The organism is Collinsella provencensis (assembly GCF_900199705.1).
Lineage (GTDB): Bacteria > Actinomycetota > Coriobacteriia > Coriobacteriales > Coriobacteriaceae > Collinsella > Collinsella provencensis.
In genome coordinates this window covers 1,259,695-1,278,119 of record NZ_LT904908.1, presented here as the reverse complement: position 1 = coordinate 1,278,119, position 18,425 = coordinate 1,259,695, and the positions used below count along the sequence as shown (strand labels likewise).

Below are 18,425 nucleotides of genomic sequence, written 5' to 3'. Positions count from 1 at the left end.
AATGCCCTCAAACGAAGGCGGGGGGGGTGGACCGCAGCGCCGAAGCGCTGGAGCGGGGCGCTCTCGCATGAGAACGAGGGGTCGGTCGTTTTAACCCACGGCCGGGGCTGGCCGCGCAACCCACGGCCGGGGTCCGCATGGCCGAGCGCAACCGTTCGGCCATGCTTGGGTGCGAGGAATTACTTGACGTCGTTGAAGATGTCGTAGTCGATGCCGTCTTCGCCCTTTGCGACCAGCAACGCGCAGAACACGTCGGAGTTGACGTTCAGCGTGGTGCGGATAGCGGCGACGATGTACTCGAGGCCACCCAGAATCGCGATGGCCTGCATGGGCAAGCCGAGCGCCGGGATGAGCATGGTGAGCGAAATAAGCGAGGCACCCGGAGCGACTGCATTGGCAAGCGAGAGCAGCCACGCGATGACGCACACCAGGATGAGGCCGGAGCCCACGAAATCCATGTCGTACATCTGGGCGACGAACACGGCGGTCACAGCCATGTGCAGGGCGCTGCCGTTGGAGTTCAGGGGCACGCCGAGGGGAAGCACCAGGTTGGCGATGTTGTCACGCAGGCCGATCTTGTTCTTGGCGTCCTCCATCTCCATGGGCAGCGTCACTGCCGAGGAAATGGTGGCGGCTGCCATAACGGACATGGGCATCATCTTTTTAACAAGGCGCGGGATGCTCATCTTGCAGTAGGTGCCGATGAGGATGAACCACAGAATCGTAAAGACGAGGGTGGCGCCGGCGAGCACGAGGATGTACTTGCCAATGGCCACGAGCACGTCCATGCCGAGCGCGCCCACGGAAGCGGACACGTAGGAGAAGATGCCGAGCGGTGCGACGTTCATTACAACCCTGATGATGGTGAGCAGCACCTCGTTGAGGCTAACCACCCAGTCGTACACGCGGCACTCGCCGTTGTTGTTCTCCTTAACCAAAATCACAGCAACGCCAAAGAAGATGGAGAACACGATGCAGGGCACCATGGAACCCGAGGCGATGGACGAAATGATATTGGAGGAGAAGAAGCTGGTGATCATATCGGTCGCGCTCACGGCAGTGGCCTCGAGGTCGGTCGTGGCGTTCTGCACGATCGTGCTGTTGGAGAGGCCGGCACCGGGCTGGAAGATGACGGTTGCCATCATGCCGAATGCGGAGGCGAGCAGCGAGGAAATCAGGAAGGCCGCAGCGGCCTTGAGGCCGATGCCCGCGAGCTCTTCCTTGGTGAGCGAGCCCACCGCGCCGATGATCTCGCACATCACGAAGGGCACGATGCCCATCTGAATGAGACGGAAGAAGATGTCGCCGATGAACTGGATCTTGGTCATATCCTGGCCAACGATGAGACCGGCGGCGATACCTGCCACCATGGCGACGATCATCGCGACGGTGGGATTGTAGTGGAACTTACGCGTTGTTGCGGACGATCCTTCTGTCATAGGAATCACGAATCCCTTAAAGGAACCACTCTTCCTTTGTCAGGTTGTGGAGATACACCTGGGATCAGGCGGCCGCGACGCCCCAATATACGCGGCAAAGGGCTTTTAGGTCCGAGTGGAGACCAGCCTTGCGTCGCAGATGCGACATACCTCCCCGAAGGGCTGTGCAGAGGTTCCGAGCACAGCCCATCCGAGGAAAAGGTCTTAGGTACTCGCCCGTTGGGGCGCATCCAGCGCGGGCGAAAACGGGTTACGCGGTAATCTGTCTCAAGAAAATCGCAGGTAATCGTAAGGATGTGCGGGAAGGCTTACGCCGCTTCCACGTACTCCTTCTTGCCGTCGAAGATGTCGTGGTCGATACCGTCAGGACCAGCAACGAGCATGGCGGCGAACACGTCACCGGTAACGTTAAGCGGGGTGCGGGTAGCGCCGGTCGGGTACTCGAGACCGCCGAAGATGCCGATGGCCTCCATGGGCAGGCCGAGAGCCGGAATCATCATGGTCAGGGACACGAGGGAGGCACCCGGGGTAGCAGCGTTCACGAAGGAGATCATCGTGCAGATGAGCCAGCAGGTCAGGAAGTCAGACGGGCCGAAGGTGATGCCGTAGAGCTGGGCGATGCACAGAGCATCGACGGTCATGTGGATGGCCACGCCGTTGGAGTTCAGCGGCACGCCGAGGGGCAGCAGGACGTCGCAGACGTCGGGACGAATACCGATCTTGCGCTTGGAGTCCTCCATAGCGGTGGGGAGGGTAACAGCGGAAGAAATGGTGGTGAAGGCGGTCACGAGCATGCGGACCATCTTGCCGGCGAGCTTGACGGGGTTAACCTTGCAGTAAACACCGCAAACGATGAGGTAGGCGACGAACATGATGACCATGCCGAGGGCCATGACGAGGAAGTACTTGGCCAGCGGGACCAGAACGGTCATACCGACGGAAGCAACCATGGAGGAGACGTAGCAGAAAATGCCGATGGGGGCGATGTTCATAACGCCACGAATGATGTTGAGCAGGAGGTCAGAGGTCTCGCAGATAACATCATAGAGCTTGCACTCGTCGTGGGTCTGACGCCAGAAGCTGATGACCAGACCGAGGGCAACGGCGAAGATGATGATCTGAATCATGGAGCCGTTGGCAAGGGAGGCGATGATGTTGTTGCCGAAGAAGCCGGTGAGGGTGTCCTGGATGGTCATCATCGCGACGGGCTCGCCGTCATAGCCGGCAGCTGCCATAACAGCCTCGGTACCAGCGCTGGCACCAGGCTGGAAGATAACGCCGAGAGCGATGCCGAGGGCGGCGGCGATACCGGAGGACACGATGAAGATGATGACGCCCTTGATGCCGATGCCGGAGAGCGTCTGGGGGGTCAGGCCGCCGACGGACTTAACGACCGTGGCAAGCACGAAGATGGGAATGGACATCTGGATCAAGCGGAAGAAGATGTCACCGATGAACTGGATCTTAGTCATTGCCTCGCCGCCAACCAGGCCGGCGATGACCGCGACGATCATTGAAATGAGCATCAGGACGGTCAGATCCATCTTTTTCTGTTTCTCTGCCATGTACGTTCCTTTCCTTTCTGGAATGTATGACTGATTACAAGAGGCAGCCAAAAGCCGCCGCGAACCCCAAAAGACTGTCGGCGCCCGAGGTGTGGCCCATGCTCAGCACGCGGTCGAACGCGGAGGGGAGCTCCCCGTAGTTGCCCGAGTCCAAAAGAGCAAGCACATCGAGGTAATCCTCATTTGCCTGACCTGCGCACATCGCCTGAAGATACGACTCGCTCACCGCGGTCGTCCTCCCGGGAAGCTCCTCGGCAACCGCACGGAAAAATGCGTCCGTGGTCTTGGGTGCCAAAGTCCCGTGGAGATAGCGCAACGCCGTGCCAAATCCCATGAGGATGTCGTCGCCCGAGGGAGTCAGCCCCAGGCCACGGCCCATGAGATACTCGACCGCGCCGTGCACCGCCCGCTCCGCCGCCTGGAAGCGATCGACATCAACCTGATCATCTCCCTGCTCGTCAGCCGCAAAGCACAGTGCGGAAAAACGAGCGAGAGCCGATACGGCTGAAATCGAGCGCTCGGTCCACGGCAGCCCGGTCTGCTCAAGCAAATCGAGCGAGCGCAGAAGCCCGGAAACCTCGATGTCCATGCCTGGCCTCATCACCTTCGACAGAGGCCGGACCGAACAATCGCGCCGAGGGACGTCCGCCACAGCCAGCTCGCTCACGCCGGCCAGACTGTAGATGCGAACGACCCCGTTGTGCAGGAGCGCACGGTCGCCCGCACGCACGCTGCCCAACATCGAAGACATCTCCTCCGCGTCGACCGACAATCCGATACAGGAGAGCGGACCGCCAATGGAGCCGACATGCAGCAGGTTTCCGTCGAACTCGAGGTTGAAGCTCGTGTTGAACACGGAGTGCACCGTTCCACGCATAGAGGGGTGGATGCGGGAGAGCGCGTAGCTGCTTGCGGAGGAGATGCCCACTTCAAATGCCTTACTCGATGCCGAGCTTGGCACAGTAGGCCTCAAGCGCCTTCTCGAAGCAGGCGAGCGGGGCACGGACGGTGCCGGCGCCAACCTGACCGATGCCGGCCTGCTTGTGGGCGATACCGGTGTTGATCAGCGGGGTGATGCCGGTCTCGACGACCTTGCGGATGTCGATGCCCAGGCAAGCGCCCTTGAAGTCCCACGTGGGGATAGACCAGTTGGAGTTGTGGGTCACGCAGATCTTCTCCATCTCGTTGGAGATGTTGAGCGCGTCCTCAAAGCCACCGGCGCCCACGAAGCGGGTGACGCCGGGAGCGGCGACCATGGCCATGCCGCCCACGCCGACCGTCTCGCAGATAGCGGAGTCACCGTTGTCGGGGCAGCCGTCCTCGGCAGTGAAGCCGGTGAAGTACAGGCCGATCGGGGTGTTGACGGGAGCGGTGAACCACTCGTCGCCCAGGCCGGACACGCGCACGCCGAACTCGTAGCCGTTACGGGTCATGGTGGAAACCACGCAGCCCTCGACGTCCTTACGGACGTAGTCGACGATCGCCTTGCCCGTGGCCATCATGACGTTCAGGAAGAACTGATCGGTGTCGGCCAGGAACTGGATAACGCGCTGCTTGGCCTCCTCGCTCGCGTCGGTCTTGACGATGAGCGGCGCGACCTCCTTGAGGAAGTTGAGCGTAGCGGCCATGTTGCGCTGGTGGAACTCGTCGCCCTGGGTGATGGCGCGGGCCATGAGAACGTTGAGGTTGATGCCGCCGTCGGAGAGCTTGAGCGCCTTGGCGAGCACCGGACCGAGCTCGTCGGCCATCCAGTGCAGGCGGTCGACGACCTCCTGGCTGTAGGCGCCAAAGCGCAGCACGGCGCCGATGCCCTCGTTCATGGTGCAGTAGGCAACGGTGTCGTCGGCCAGGTTGCGAACCACAAGGACGGCCATATTGGCAGAGGTGATGCCGCCCATGGGGCCAACGGCGTGGCAGTGGTGGCACGGGATGAACTCGACCTCGCCGCCCTCGAGCATGGCGAGAGCCTCTTCCTCGGTCTCAGCCCAGCCCTCGAAGAGCGCGGCGCCGATGCAAGAACCGCGCATCGGGCCCTGCATGTTCTCCCAGGTGATGGGAGGACCGGCGTGCAGAAGGGTCTTCTGCGGACGATCGAGCTCGGGGATGACGGTGTGAGCGGGGACAACGTCAACGAGAACCGGCTGGGACTCCTTGAAGCGGTTGCAGATGCGCTCGTTGGCCTCGTCGATACCCTCGATCTTGTCGAGCTCGTTGAGCAGGTGAATCATACGCTTGTTGCCACCGGCCTTGGGCTTCCAGGTGTACTGGACGCTCTCGGCGCCGTAGGCGCGCAGCGGGTCGTTGAAGGACTCGACGCCCACGTTGATCACGCGCGGCTTGGTGGTCAGCAGCTCCATGACGGCCTCGGAAGGCTCGGGCAGCGGGCTGTTGTCCTTGATCTCGTACGGAACGACCTCGCGGTCGGCCTCGGTGAAGGTGACACCCTTGAAGGCGAGAGCGGCGCGAACGGCCATGGCATTGCTGGGCTCCATGATGGCGCCGGCATCCTCGAGCAGCTTGATGGAGCGCTCGTAGTCCTGCGGGTCGTGCTCGGTGCCCACGACGGTACCCACGAAGTGGATGTCGCGGCCGTCGGCCTTGGCGGCGGCGATGCACTCGGAGATCACGGGAGCAAGCTCGGCGGCCATGTCGGGATGGCAACCATAGCCGAGCACGCAGTCGAACACGATGACGCCCGTGGTGGCCTTGGCAGCGTAGTCGCGCATCATGCGGATGCGGACCTCGGGGTCGATCATGGGGTGCGGACGGCCCTGGGTGTACACGTCGTCGCCCAGGTCGATGACGTCGTAGCCACCGTGGCGCAGCATGTAGCCGTCCTCCTTGATGATGGAGCCGAGCTCAAGGGCCTCGGTGATCATCATGGCAGCCTCGCCGGCGAGGGTGCCGCCGGAGTACAGACCGATAACGGTCTTGTCCTCGGCCAGGGGCTCCTCAACCGTGAGGTCGAGCGGCTCGAGGTAGTTCTTCTTCACGGCCTCGCCGTTGGCCAGGTCAACGGCGATGCGAGCGGCCTCTTCGAGGGTATGGGCCAGATGGACCTTGCCCAGGTGCTCCTCGGGCTTCTCGCCGATGAAGATGGCGACGACCGGCTTGGTGCACTTCTGGAGCAGATCGACGACCTCGTCGCGCACGGCGGGCGCAGGCGGCTTGGAGATGACGCAAATGACGTCAGTGGGATCATGGTGCTCGAGGGCGACGATGGCGTCCTTGACGGTCACGGCGCCGACCTTCTCGTTGAGGTCGCGGCCGCCGGTACCGATGGCATGCACGCAGCCGCCGCCGAGACGGTCGATCATGCAGGTGACTTCCTGGATGCCGGTGCCGGAAGCGCCGACGATGCCGATGTTACCGGGGTTGATAACGTTGGTGAAGGCAACGGGAACCGAGGACACAACGCCGGTGCCGCAGTCGGGACCCATGAACAGCAGACCCTTCTCGTGAGCCTTCTGCTTAAGACGAACCTCGTCCTCCAGCGGCACGTTATCGGTGAAGGAGAAGACGTTCAGACCCAGGTCGAGAGCGCGCTCAAGCTCGGGAGCGGCATACTCGCCAGGGATGGAGAAGAGCGCCATGTTGGCGTCGGGAAGCATGGCGATGGCCTCTTCCCAGCTGGTGGCCTCGGCGGGAGCGCCAGCAGCCTGCTTCTTAACGGAAAGGTCGTTCAAGAACTCCTCGGCCTCTGCGAGAACCGTGTCCATGATCGACTCGTCATCGGTCTCGACGACGACGACCATGTCGGAGGGGTTGGCAGCCTCGGCCTCGGGCGTGAGGAGGCCGGCGGCGCGATAGATGTCCTTGTTCGCGTCGGTGCCCATCATGATCTGGCTCTGGATAACACCATCGAGCGTGTTGATCTTGTTGGTCAGCAGCATCAGGTTAATGGAGTCCTGATACGAATTTTGCTTGACCACAGTTTTTAGCATCTGTTCCTCCTTTTGAGAGTAGCCATACTGCGCTAATGGCCTGGCACCCGCAGGTGCGCTACCGCGTTTCCCGGGACAGCGGCGGCCTTCTTGCGTCGCGAGTATTGAAACACGTGGATTTTTTGGTTTCATTTCCCGCAAGGACAGGTTTTGTCCGTATTCTTTTCCCAATTGGAGGATGAATACTTCCGCGCACGCAGGTAGGCTAGGTGCAACGCGCAAAGGAGCCATAATGAACGTACGCGACGCTTTCCTACTCCCCTCTTTCTCCGATGCAAACGTCATAGCTGGTTCCTCTGGCTTGGATCGCGAGCTGACAGGTGCCATGGTTCTCGAAGCAACCGATATCGAGAACTGGGGCAAGCGGGGCCAGCTCATCATCACGAGCTTTTTTGCGCTGCAGGAGCTCAGCGATGCCGACGTTGCAAAGTTCTTCCGCACTATGTGCTCCATCGGCATCGCCGCGATGGCCTTCAAGCCCGAACGCCTGCTTATCAACGCCCCGCAAAGCATCATCGAGCTCTGCGACGATTTCGAGCTTCCGCTCATCCAGCTCAGCCCCGGGATCACCTACGAGGAGATCATGCTCGACGTGCTGGGACACGTGCTCGATGCCAATCTCACCCTGCTCAATCGCTTTTACGACGCGCATCGCCACATGATGGCGCTGGCGCTCAAGCAGCCTTCGATCCCCTATATCCTCACCACGCTCAAAAACACGCTGCATATGGATGTGACGTACCTGGACACCACGCGCGACCGACGCCTGGGAACCAATACGGCGCTCACCGAGTTCAGCGCGTATTCCTTCACACGACGGGAACCGAGCACCTTCCAAACGCACGCCTACTTCGACACCACGCTGTTCTTCGATGACGACCGCGGCGGAAAAGGCGCGACGCGCTCCGCACTTGCCGTGCGTATCCCCAGCTCAGACGGAGTAGATTATTACTTGCTCGTGCACGAGACGGACGCCGAGCTCACCCCGCTCGACACGATGACCATCGAGAACATCGTGAGCTTGCTGCAAATGGAAATCCTCAAGCAGAACGCCATCAAGCAAAAGCTTTTCTTGCAGAACAACAACGCCGTACACGATCTGCTGCTCGACCGTTTTGGCTCCCCCGAGCGCATCGACTCGGCGCTTGCCATGCTGGGAATCGACGAATATCCCTGCTACGAGGTCATTTTGGTGCGTGTGACCCTGGTCGACCAAGCTGATTCGGACCGACTTGACGAGGTGCTCCAAACCATCCGCCGTCGGCTGCGCAGCATGTACCCGGGAATGGCGTTTTTCATCAACAACGACCGCCTGGTGATGCTGCACAACTTCCGCAGTGCGCTGACCGGCATCGACCTCAAAGCGGTGCAGGACGCGCTGGAGAAACTGCACAAGTCATCGGCGCTGCCGCTGTTCACGCATCTGGTGAGCCTGAGCAGCACGGTGGACCGCTATTCGCTCGCCCAGGCAAATACCGAGGTCATCAATGTGTATCGCCTGTTCGACAGCGAGAAGCACGTAAACCGCTCGGTTCGATTCGAGGACTTGGGCGTATATAAGCTGCTGCTCAAGGCCGATGACCTTTCTCAGCTCTCGGAGTACATGGAGCCGCGTGTGGTCGAACTCGCCAACAAGCAACCGGAGATCTATCGTACGCTCGTGCGTCTGTGCGAAAACGGCATGGACTACACCAAGACGGGCAAGGACCTGTTCGTTCACCCCAAGACCGTGCGCTACCGCGTAGAGCGCGCACGCGAGGCGTTCGGCGTGGACGTGAAGGACTCCGACGACTTTTTGCAGGTAGTGCTCACAAGCAAGATCATGGCGCTGGGAAGAGAGAGCTAGAGGGCGTATTGCTATGAACGAATCGCTTGTTACCGTACACGTTCCCCTGCCGGCGCGCGATCGGCATGTTGCCGTGTTTTACCTGCACGGCGGCGGTTTGCTGTATGGTGAGCGCGACGATTTGCCTGCTCCGTACGTGCAGACGCTGGTTGACGCGGGCTACACGCTTGTGTGCGCAGACTACCCCCTCTGCCCTGAGGCAACGCTTGGCGACTTGTTCGATTCGCTCGCGGCGACGTGGCGAGCCGAGATTGCTGACCGTGTTGCCTCCGGAGAGTTTACGGGGTATTTCCTGTTTGGGCGTTCAGCGGGTGCGTACTTGAGCCTGATGCTCGCGCAACATATTCACGCGCTGGGCGCCGAGGCGCCGCAACCGTTGGGAATCCTTGATTTTTACGGGTACTATAGCCTGCTTGACCAGGCATTTTATGAGCCTGCCGCAGCGTATACCGCACTACCGGGCGTGTCACGGGAGCAAGTTGCGCGCATCGCGGGCGATCCAAGTGCGATGGTGACAAGCGGCCCCAAGCCGCTGCGGTATTCGTTGTACGTGTATGCGCGACAAAACGCCGGCGCATGGCTCGAACTTATGGGGCTGAACGCTAGCGAGGAGACTGAGGGTGCCGGGAACGCTGGCTCCGCTTCGCCTGCGGAGTCTTCAACTGCGGTGTCTTTGCCGGCTACGTCTTCACCCGCGTCGCCTTCGTCCGCAGCATCTTTGCCGGCTGTCTCTTCGCCTGCGACGTGGTCGCTTTCTGATGAGGATATCGCAGCCCTGCCGCCGCTGTTTATCACCGCAAGCAGCGGCGACGAAGATGTACCCATGCGCATCTCCAAGACGCTCATGCGCAAGGCTCCTTCGGCAAAGCCCGCCTGGGTCTACTATCTGCCGCACGATTTTGACCGCGACACCTCCAACCCCGCAGGTATGGAAGTCTATCGCAAAGCCCTCGCCTGGATGGACGGGTTGTTGGCGTAGCCGTTCCGGCAACGCAACCGAGCCGAATACGTTGCTAGGCCGTCAACATTGCCGAACCGCCGAAGCGGTCCGGCTTTCTCGCTGTCGCCGTTGCCCATATCGTCCGTCCGCTGCCTATGGTTGCTTCCCGTTGCCTATGGTTGCTTCCTGTTACCTATGGTTTTCTGCACTTTGAGAGCGTCAAATGGTAGAAAACCATAGGTAATGACGGGGTGCCATAGATAGCAGCGCGAACTCATAGGCAACGCGGGAGAACCGCAGACAATGGCCCTGCGCCATAGATAACGACAGGCAGCAGTTGAGCCCAACAAGGATTTGCAGCTGACCTCGGTAAAGATTTGCAGTTGCTCTTGGTCGAGCTCCGTTTAGTGTGCGAGATGCATGCCCGGAGTCTTGAGCTCTTGAACGCGCTTGTTGTACGCCGCGCGAGCCTCCTGCTCAAACGCCAGCGGAACCTCGTGCCCCGTTGCGTTTTTAAGCAACCAGCGCGTGAAGTCCGGATTGAGGGGCAGCACGGGGCCGATCATCCATGTGGCAAGCAGATTGTTCTTGCGAACACCCTCACTCGATACCTTTTCGTTCAGGCCCCAGCCTACGCTGTTTTCCATAAAGGCACCGTCTATACCACCAGCGAATACCTGCGTAAACTGAATCTTGAAACCGACGACCTCCATGGGGTCGGAACCCGGCTCCGGCGCAAACGCGCCCACGTTCACGGTGAGGTAACGCCTGCGCATGGTTCGCTCGGTTGTGATGTCGAGCAGGTCAAGGCCCTCGACCGCACCGGTCTTGGCATCACGAATGCCCTTGCCCAGGACCTCGGCGGCGTTGCCGGTAAACAGCATGTAGACGCCCTCGTCAATGAGCTGCGCCAAACGGTCGCGATACGGGCGAAGCTGCTCAATCACCGCTTCCTGCTGGCGCTCCGTCATATTGCACATGATGATGAGATCGGGCGTGTGCTCGGCAAAATAAGGCACCGAGCCGTGCGAGGTTTCGACAAATGTTGCATTAGGTAGACATGCGCGCAGGTACATCACGTTGCCATTGTCGCCCGCCTGGTTACCGTATTCCGGATAGAGCACCTCGATGACGGGCTGAGATGCGTTCATCTGGGGGGCGTCTGCGCTCGCGGTGTCCGCGCCAGTGGCGTCCTCGGCACTCGCGACATCCGCACCCGTCGCATCGGCGGCAGCGGCACCCTCATCTTCTGCGCCAGCGGCATCCTCCGGCTCCGCCTCGGCATCCACCTTCGCCAGGTTCTTCACCTCACGCGGCGCGAGCTCGCCCGCCTCAATGCGCTCAATCAGGCGATTGCGGCTCGACTCGACATCGCCGCCGTTAAAAATGTCGTAGGCCCAATACACATCGTGCGTGAGCGTGAGATCCACCGCATCGGCGGCCTCCGTCGGAGTGGCAACCATCACGAGTTTGTCCATGTCGACCCCTGCCAAACGCAGGCGCAGCAGCAGATCCTCTGAGGTAGCCCCCTGCACCACGATCTGTTTGAACGTCGGGTCGGTGAGGTACTCGAAGTCGGACTGGTAGTACCAGCCGATGTACTCCGTCTGAACCGGGTTTTCCGCCTTGTGGGCATCGGCAAGCATGAGCATCAGGATCTTGTCACCCTGCTCGCGGCGAATCGTATCGAGCGCAACTGAGGTCGCCGTGGAATTCTCGCCCTTCGAAGCAAGGGCAATCAGACGGTACTCGCCAACCTCACGCTCGGAATAACGGGCAGCCGTCACGTTGATGCCGCGCTCAAACGACGCGGCAATCGCCTCGGGCGACACCCCGAGCTCACGGGCAACGACCAGCGCTGCCAACAGGTTATAGATGTTCGTAAGCGAGTAGGTTCCAAAGTGATAGGTGTACGAACGCGGTTGCCCCTCGCCGTCGGTGCCGGCGCCCAGAGCGCTCAGCCGTTCCTCAGCGCCACCGCGCGGACGCTCCTCAACGGTGAACGTATGCGCCTCGCGGTCGATGCGCGTGACCACATACTGGGGCTCCGGGTTGGTAAAACCGCAGGACGTGCAATGTGCGCGGCCGAGGTGGCGCATGTGACAGTAGTCATACTCGAGCCTGCCGCCGCACTCGGGACATGCCGTGAGATCGCACGCGATTCCCTGGGCCTCCTTTTCGTCCTCGGGCATGGGGCCCAAAGCGAAGTACACGCGCTCCTTGCACTGCGGCGCCATGCGACAGCTGATAAGGTCGTCGGCGTTCAAAACGAGCTTGGTGGAAGCCGGAATCTTCTCGCTCATGACAGAGAAGATGAAGTCGGGATTGGCGTTGCGGGAAAATGAGTCGCGGTAGAGGTTTGTGACCAGCATGATGTCGGGCGTTACGTGCGGGAACACGAGGCGGCTCGACAGCTCGTCGAGCTCCATGACGGCGGTTGACAGTTTTTGACGACCGGTGATGCCGGCGTTCTTGATGAACGTGGACTCGATACCGTTGGCGATGTTGCCGCCTGCGCGGTTGTCCACCAGCTCAAAGCCGTTGTCGACCAGCAAATCGTTGAGCAGGTTGTTCGTCGTCGTCTTGCCGTTGGTGCCCGAAACGAACACGACGTGCTCGGGCTTATCGATGTGCGCCATGAAATCGGGATCGATGGCCTCGGCAAGCGCGCCGGGGAATTGCCCGGCGTTTCGATGCAGGGCCTTGAGCGCCACGGACGCGGCTTTGGCGGTGGCCATTGCCAGGTAATAGCGCGGGCCGCGCGTTGAGGGCGTTGAAGATGCAGAAGAACCCACCATGGCTCCTTTGAACGAAATGCAGTATCGGTTGATTATACGAGAGAATCCCAGGCTGCACTTGTGCTCCACAGTGGGCACCCGCATCAAAAAAGGCCCCGGCTGTTACACCGGGGCCCAAAGGCGACTATGTTCTGCAAAGTCCGATGGCTCGAACTTCAGCAGACGCGGCCGTGGTTTGGCTTAACCGTCGCGCGACCTAATCGCAGCGTGGCCCAGCCTGCTCACAGCTCAGCCTAATCGCAGCTCAACTTACTCGTTGTAGAGCGTCTTGAGCTTGATGAGGTGCGCGTAGCGATCCATGGCGTTGGCCTCGTTCGCGGCGAAGAGCTCCTCGGCGCGCTCGGGGAACGTCGCGGTCAGGCGTGCATAGCGAGCCTCGTTCATCAGGAACTCCTGATAACCGCCCGCCGGCTCCTTGGAGTCGAGCGAGAACTTCTTGCCCTCGTCGGCAGCCGGGTTGAAGCGGAAGAGGTTCCAGTAACCGCACTCAACGGCCTTCTTCATCTCGGCCTGGCAGTTCTGCATGCCGCCCTTCTTGATGGAGTGCATCTCGCAGGGGCTGTAGCCGATGATGAGGGACGGGCCGTCGTAAGCCTCGGCCTCCTGGATGGCCTTGAGGGTCTGAGCCGGGTTGGCGCCCATGGCGACCTGCGCCACGTACACGTAACCGTAGCTCATCGCGATCTCGGCGAGGCTCTTCTTCTTGACGGTCTTACCAGCAGCGGCGAACTGGGCGACCTGACCCAGGTTGGAAGCCTTGGAGGCCTGTCCGCCGGTGTTGGAGTACACCTCGGTGTCGAAGACGAACACGTTGACGTTGTTGCCGGAAGCAAGGACGTGGTCCAAGCCGCCGAAGCCGATGTCGTAGGCCCAGCCGTCGCCACCGAAGATCCAGAAGGACTTCTTGGTGAGATATGCCTTGTCGGCCAGGATCTCAGCGGCCTTCTTGCACTCGGAGCCCTCGCAGGCAGCGACGAGCGCGGCAGCGGTGGTCTTGGAAGCCTCGGCGTCGTTGCGGGCCTCGACCCACGCGGCGGCAGCGGCCTTCAGCTCATCAGAGGCCTTGTCGCAGTTGGCGATCTCCTCGCACGCGGCGACGAGCTTGCCCTGGACGGCCTTGTAACCGAGCTCGAGACCCAGGCCGTGCTCGGCGTTGTCCTCGAACAGGGAGTTGTTCCATGCCGGACCGTGACCGTCCTTGTTGGTGCAGAACGGCGAGGTCGCAGCCGGGTTGCCCCAAATGGAAGAGCAGCCGGTGGCGTTGGAGATAAACATACGGTCGCCGCAGACCTGGGTCACCAGGCGTGCGTAAGCCGTCTCGGCGCAGCCGGCGCAGGAGCCGGAGAACTCGAGGTAGGGCTGCTTGAACTGGCTGCCCTTGACGTTGTTGGCCTGGAGCTCAGGCTTCTCGGCAACCTCGGCCACGCAGTAGTCGAAGGTCTTCTGCTCGACGAGCTCGCCCTCGGCGGGAACCATGGTGAGCGCGTCCTTGGGGCAGACCTTGGCACAGTTGGTGCAGCCCATGCAGTCGAGCGGGCTGATGGCCATGGTGAACTTGTAGCCGGTGTTCTTAGGAATCTTGACGTCGATGGTGCGCATGGTCTCGGGAGCAGCGGCAACCTCGGCCTCGGTGAGCGCGAACGGACGAATCGTGGCGTGCGGACACACGTAAGCGCACTGGTTGCACTGGATGCACTTGGTCTCATCCCAGTGCGGCACCATAACGGCGACGCCGCGCTTCTCGTATGCAGAGGCGCCCAGCTCGAACTGACCGTCGATGCAGTCCTTGAACGCGGAGACGGGCAGGGAGTCGCCGTCCATGCGGGAAATGGGCTCGAGGAGTTCCTTGACCTGCTTGGCGATGGCGCTCTTCTCGTCGGCGGAGAGGACCTCGGCGGGAGCCTCGTCCGTAGCATCTGCCCAGTCGGCCGGGACGTCGAACTTCACGAACGCGTTGGCGCCGGCGTCGATGGCCTTGTGGTTGGCGGCGACGACGTCCTCGCCCTTCTTGGAGTAGGACTTGGTGGCGGCGTCCTTCATGTACTGGAGGGCCTCCTCGGCGGGAAGCACCTGAGCCAGCGCGAAGAACGCGGACTGCAGCACGGTGTTGGTGCGCTTGCCCATGCCCACCTTGGCGGCCAGGTCAATGGCGTCGATGAGGTAGACGTTGATGTTGTTCTGAGCGATGTAGCGCTTGGCGTTCGCCGGCAGGTGGGAGGCGAACTCCTCGGGCGTCCACTGGCAGTTGACCAGGAAGGTGCCGCCGGGCTTGACGTCGCGGACCATCTTGAAGCCCTTGATGATGTAGCTCGGGTTGTGGCAGGCCACGAAGTCGGCCTTGGTCACATAGTACGGCGAGCGAATCGGGGAATCGCCAAAGCGCAGGTGCGAGATGGTGACGCCGCCGGTCTTCTTGGAGTCGTACTGGAAGTAGGCCTGGACGTACTTGTCGGTGTGGTCACCGATGATCTTGATGGAGTTCTTGTTGGCGCCAACGGTACCGTCGCCACCAAGGCCCCAGAACTTGCACTCGATGGTGCCCTCAGCGGCGGTGTTGGGGGCGTCCTCAGCCATGGGGAGGGAGAGGTTGGTGAGGTCATCGTTGATGCCGATGGTGAACTCGCGCTTGGGCTCGTCGGCCTTGAGCTCCTCGTACACGGCGAACGCAGCCGCGGGCGGCTCGTCCTTGGAACCGAGGCCATAGCGGCCGCCGGTCACCACGAGGTCGGTGCGGCCGGCCTCGTACAGTGCGGAGACGACGTCCTGGTAGAGCGGCTCGCCAATGGAGCCCGGCTCCTTGGTGCGGTCGAGCACGGCGATCTTCTTGACGGTCGCGGGCAGCGCGGCCACGAAGTCCTCGACGGACCACGGACGATACAGGCGGACCTTGACCAGGCCGACCTTCTCGCCACGAGCGTTGAGATAGTCGATGACCTCCTCGAGCGTGTCGCAGAAGGAGCCCATGCAGACGACCACGCGGTCGGCGTCATCGGCGCCGTAGTAGTCGAACAGGTGGTAGTTGGTGCCGAGCTTGGCGTTGATCTTGTCCATGTAGGACTGGACGATCGCGGGCAGTGCGTTGTACACGCCGTTGCAGGCCTCGCGATGCTGGAAGAAGATGTCGCCGTTCTCGTGAGAGCCGCGAGCATGCGGATGCTCGGGGTTCAGGGCGTGGTCGCGGAAGGCCTGGACGGCGTCCATGTCGCACATGTCCTTGAGGTCCTCGTAATCCCACACGGCGACCTTCTGAATCTCGTGCGAGGTGCGGAAGCCGTCGAAGAAGTTGAGGAACGGCGTCTTGCCGGTGAGAGCGGCGAGGTGCGCCACCGGGGACAGGTCCATGACTTCCTGGACGTTGGTCTCGGCGAGCATGGCGAAGCCGGTCTGACGGCAGGCCATGACGTCGGAGTGATCGCCGAAGATGTTGAGCGCGTGGGAAGCGACGGTACGAGCCGACACGTGGAAGACGCTCGGCAGACCCTCGCCCGCGATCTTGTACATGTTCGGGATCATGAGCAGAAGACCCTGGGAAGCCGTGTAGGTGGTGGTGAGGGCACCAGCGCCCAGAGAACCGTGGACGGCACCGGCGGCGCCAGCCTCGGACTCCATCTCAACCACGTTCACGGGCGTACCGAAGATGTTCTTCTTGCCCTGAGCGGCCCACTGGTCGACATGGTCGGCCATCGGGCTGGACGGCGTGATCGGGTAGATACCCGCCACTTCGGTGTACGCGTACGAAACGTACGCGGCGGCCTCGTTGCCGTCCATAGACTTGAACTTACGATCTGCCATATACCCCTCTCCTCTCGTTTAGGTATATAACACCGGCAGACCACAGGTCCGCCGGCTTGGCTATGAACGAATTTCACCTGCAGGAGCTGCGCGAAAGACGTCCGTGCTGTTTGCGCAGTGCGAATTCCAACCTGCGCAAACGACGCATACGGCGTTTATTGTACTCCTTTGAACTCTCGTGAAAAGGAACGCGAGCGCGAACCCGCAACGTTATATAACTGCCATACAACGATGGTCGTTGTGCAGCAGATGCGAGCTCGGACTCAAGTGCAAGCGCGGTCATTTAACCACATACACAAAGGGCGGCACGCACGGGGAGGCCAAAACGCAGATGCCCCATAGAAAGCGTCGAATCTTTCGCTTTCGACAAATCAAATCGCCCTCCAACCGCTTGCCACAACAAAAGAATTCAAAATGATCCGTTTCCAAAGGGGCGCAACGGGTAGAAGCAGTAGATAAACTGCAGGGAACGCCCAGGCTGCGTCCGAACTGCGGGGAATGCCCAAACCGCATCCACCAAGAGCGCTCGGCTCGCCCAATTGGCCTACTTTTTTGCATCGCCACAGTCGGAAAAGCGCGTATTCGGTTCAATTTTTTGCACACCTCAAGTAGACGGCAAAAAAGTTTTACAAAACCGCAGGATATGAGCCTGCACCAAACAGATGTACTCAGCGGTACCGATTAATTGAACCGAATTCGGAGGTTCTGGGATGGAATTAACGCTTTGCGGGCCATCGGCGTTTCGCTTTTACCGCATTCCGCCTCAATATCTGGCGCTTTTGCCCGAGATTCATGCCCCAAGAAAACCTGCGTCATGGCGCCCGCTCTTCAAAACGCCTCTCTTGAAGGATTTCATCGGCCTGCCCCTGTACCTTCTTCGGACTTCGAAAAACTCGTGCAGCCGGGCGCAAAACATTGAAGACCAGCTCTGGTCGACGGAACTCCCACTTGGAGCCATTCAGGAAACTGACCACGGATTCGATGTCACTTCACCTGCCATGACGCTTCTTTCCCTTGCGCGCATGAAACACGTTTCCGACGCTCGGCTCATCATGGCTGCCTATGAGATGTGCGGTTCGTTTGCGATCTTCCCGTACCGCCCCGATATGGAGGCACTTCTTGTTCAGGCAAAACGAGAAAGCGGGATAACGGTAATTGGAGAGTGGCAACCCGTTGGCAAGCCACATGCAGCCTCAAACGACAACACGAGCCCGTACGAGCGTGGGGAAAGCCAGCTCGTTGATAAGCCCCACGCGGTGGGAAACCTTTGGAAACGCGACCCGTTGCTTAGTCTTGAAGAACTCAATGAATTCGTGCTGCGGACGAAGGGATATCGCGGAAACAGGCGGCTTGCAAAATGTGCAGCGCAAGTCACAGGGATATGCGCGTCGCCTTTTGAAGTGCAGGCGTCGATGCTGCTCTCGCTGCCAATCAAAGACGGGGGTCAAGGATTTTCCGGCCTTTGCAACAATGCCCCGATTCGCCTGAACTCAAAGGCAAGCCTTATCTCGGGAGGCAAGCACCGTTGCTATGCGGACCTGTATTTTGAGGATACGGTCACAGGGAACCCCTTGGACATCGAGTGCCAAAGCCAGATGATTCACGACAACGGCGAGTCATACCTCTCGGATGCGGATCGAGCCGCAGCGCTTCAGCTTATGGGCGTTGACGTGCTTCCCCTCACCTTTGACCAGCTGTTCGATTACAACAACTATCAGGCGGTATGCTCGCTTATTGCAAAGAAACTGGGAGTTCGACCCGCACGACGCTCGGACGACAGCCGCAAGGCAGAAACCGAGCTGAGGCATACGATATTCACCGAATGGGAGCAGATGTTGCTCCCGTGACCCCGTTCGCATCTGCTCGATCACGCAATCTGGCGCCCAAGGGGCTGCCCGGCGACACATCGCGGCACCCGGATGCACGAATTCGGTTCAATTTTCGCGACCCGTCGAGTACACGCCGAAAACAGGCACTCGCCAACTGGGGTTTTGTTGCGAAAAAACGCCGTCTACTCCGACTGCGCGAAAAATTGAACCGAATTCGCGAGCTTGTGGGCACGAGGAGCTTCACGCGGGCCGATTTTTATTCGTGCAATGCC

The 18,425-nt window shown here is 60.6% G+C and carries 9 protein-coding genes; 3 read left to right on the top strand and 6 right to left on the bottom strand.

Annotated elements, in window-relative coordinates; all coding sequences use genetic code 11:
* Nucleotides 1–179: 179 nt before the first annotated feature.
* The 4 genes from C1711_RS05710 to fdrA all read right to left on the bottom strand — a co-directional run bounded on the left by C1711_RS05710 (nucleotide 180) and on the right by fdrA (nucleotide 6,948).
* The gene (locus C1711_RS05710) at nucleotides 180–1,439 is read right to left on the bottom strand and encodes a dicarboxylate/amino acid:cation symporter (protein ID WP_102338177.1); all 1,260 of its coding nucleotides are present in this window, start codon (nucleotides 1,437–1,439) and stop codon (nucleotides 180–182) included.
* Between the two features lie 308 nt (nucleotides 1,440–1,747).
* Nucleotides 1,748–3,004: a dicarboxylate/amino acid:cation symporter gene (locus C1711_RS05705; protein ID WP_102338176.1), complete on the bottom strand. Its 1,257-nt coding sequence runs from the start codon at nucleotides 3,002–3,004 to the stop codon at nucleotides 1,748–1,750.
* A gap of 34 nt (nucleotides 3,005–3,038) precedes the next feature.
* A complete protein-coding gene (locus C1711_RS05700; RefSeq protein ID WP_102338175.1) occupies nucleotides 3,039–3,932 on the bottom strand; it encodes a DUF2877 domain-containing protein in 894 nt (297 codons plus the stop codon).
* Between the two features lie 10 nt (nucleotides 3,933–3,942).
* Complete coding sequence (gene fdrA / locus C1711_RS05695; protein WP_102338174.1) at nucleotides 3,943–6,948, bottom strand: bifunctional FdrA/YlbE family protein; 3,006 nt, start codon at nucleotides 6,946–6,948, stop codon at nucleotides 3,943–3,945.
* A gap of 232 nt (nucleotides 6,949–7,180) precedes the next feature.
* On the opposite strand from fdrA, the gene C1711_RS05690 reads away from it, so the two are divergent.
* Complete coding sequence (locus tag C1711_RS05690; protein WP_102338173.1) at nucleotides 7,181–8,794, top strand: PucR family transcriptional regulator; 1,614 nt, start codon at nucleotides 7,181–7,183, stop codon at nucleotides 8,792–8,794.
* Between the two features lie 13 nt (nucleotides 8,795–8,807).
* Complete coding sequence (locus tag C1711_RS05685) at nucleotides 8,808–9,773, top strand: alpha/beta hydrolase (protein WP_102338172.1); 966 nt, start codon at nucleotides 8,808–8,810, stop codon at nucleotides 9,771–9,773.
* 365 nt (nucleotides 9,774–10,138) lie between these two features.
* Here the strand turns inward: C1711_RS05685 and C1711_RS07860 are convergent, their stop codons facing one another.
* Together C1711_RS07860 and nifJ are read right to left on the bottom strand one after the other, a co-directional pair.
* Complete coding sequence (locus tag C1711_RS07860; protein ID WP_234346287.1) at nucleotides 10,139–12,532, bottom strand: MurT ligase domain-containing protein; 2,394 nt, start codon at nucleotides 12,530–12,532, stop codon at nucleotides 10,139–10,141.
* A gap of 249 nt (nucleotides 12,533–12,781) precedes the next feature.
* Nucleotides 12,782–16,324, bottom strand: coding sequence for a pyruvate:ferredoxin (flavodoxin) oxidoreductase (nifJ, locus tag C1711_RS05670; RefSeq protein WP_102338171.1), 3,543 nt, complete (start codon nucleotides 16,322–16,324; stop codon nucleotides 12,782–12,784).
* A gap of 1,571 nt (nucleotides 16,325–17,895) precedes the next feature.
* On the opposite strand from nifJ, the gene C1711_RS07755 reads away from it, so the two are divergent.
* Nucleotides 17,896–18,171: a hypothetical protein gene (locus C1711_RS07755; RefSeq protein WP_159060071.1), complete on the top strand. Its 276-nt coding sequence runs from the start codon at nucleotides 17,896–17,898 to the stop codon at nucleotides 18,169–18,171.
* Nucleotides 18,172–18,425: the final 254 nt, after the last annotated feature.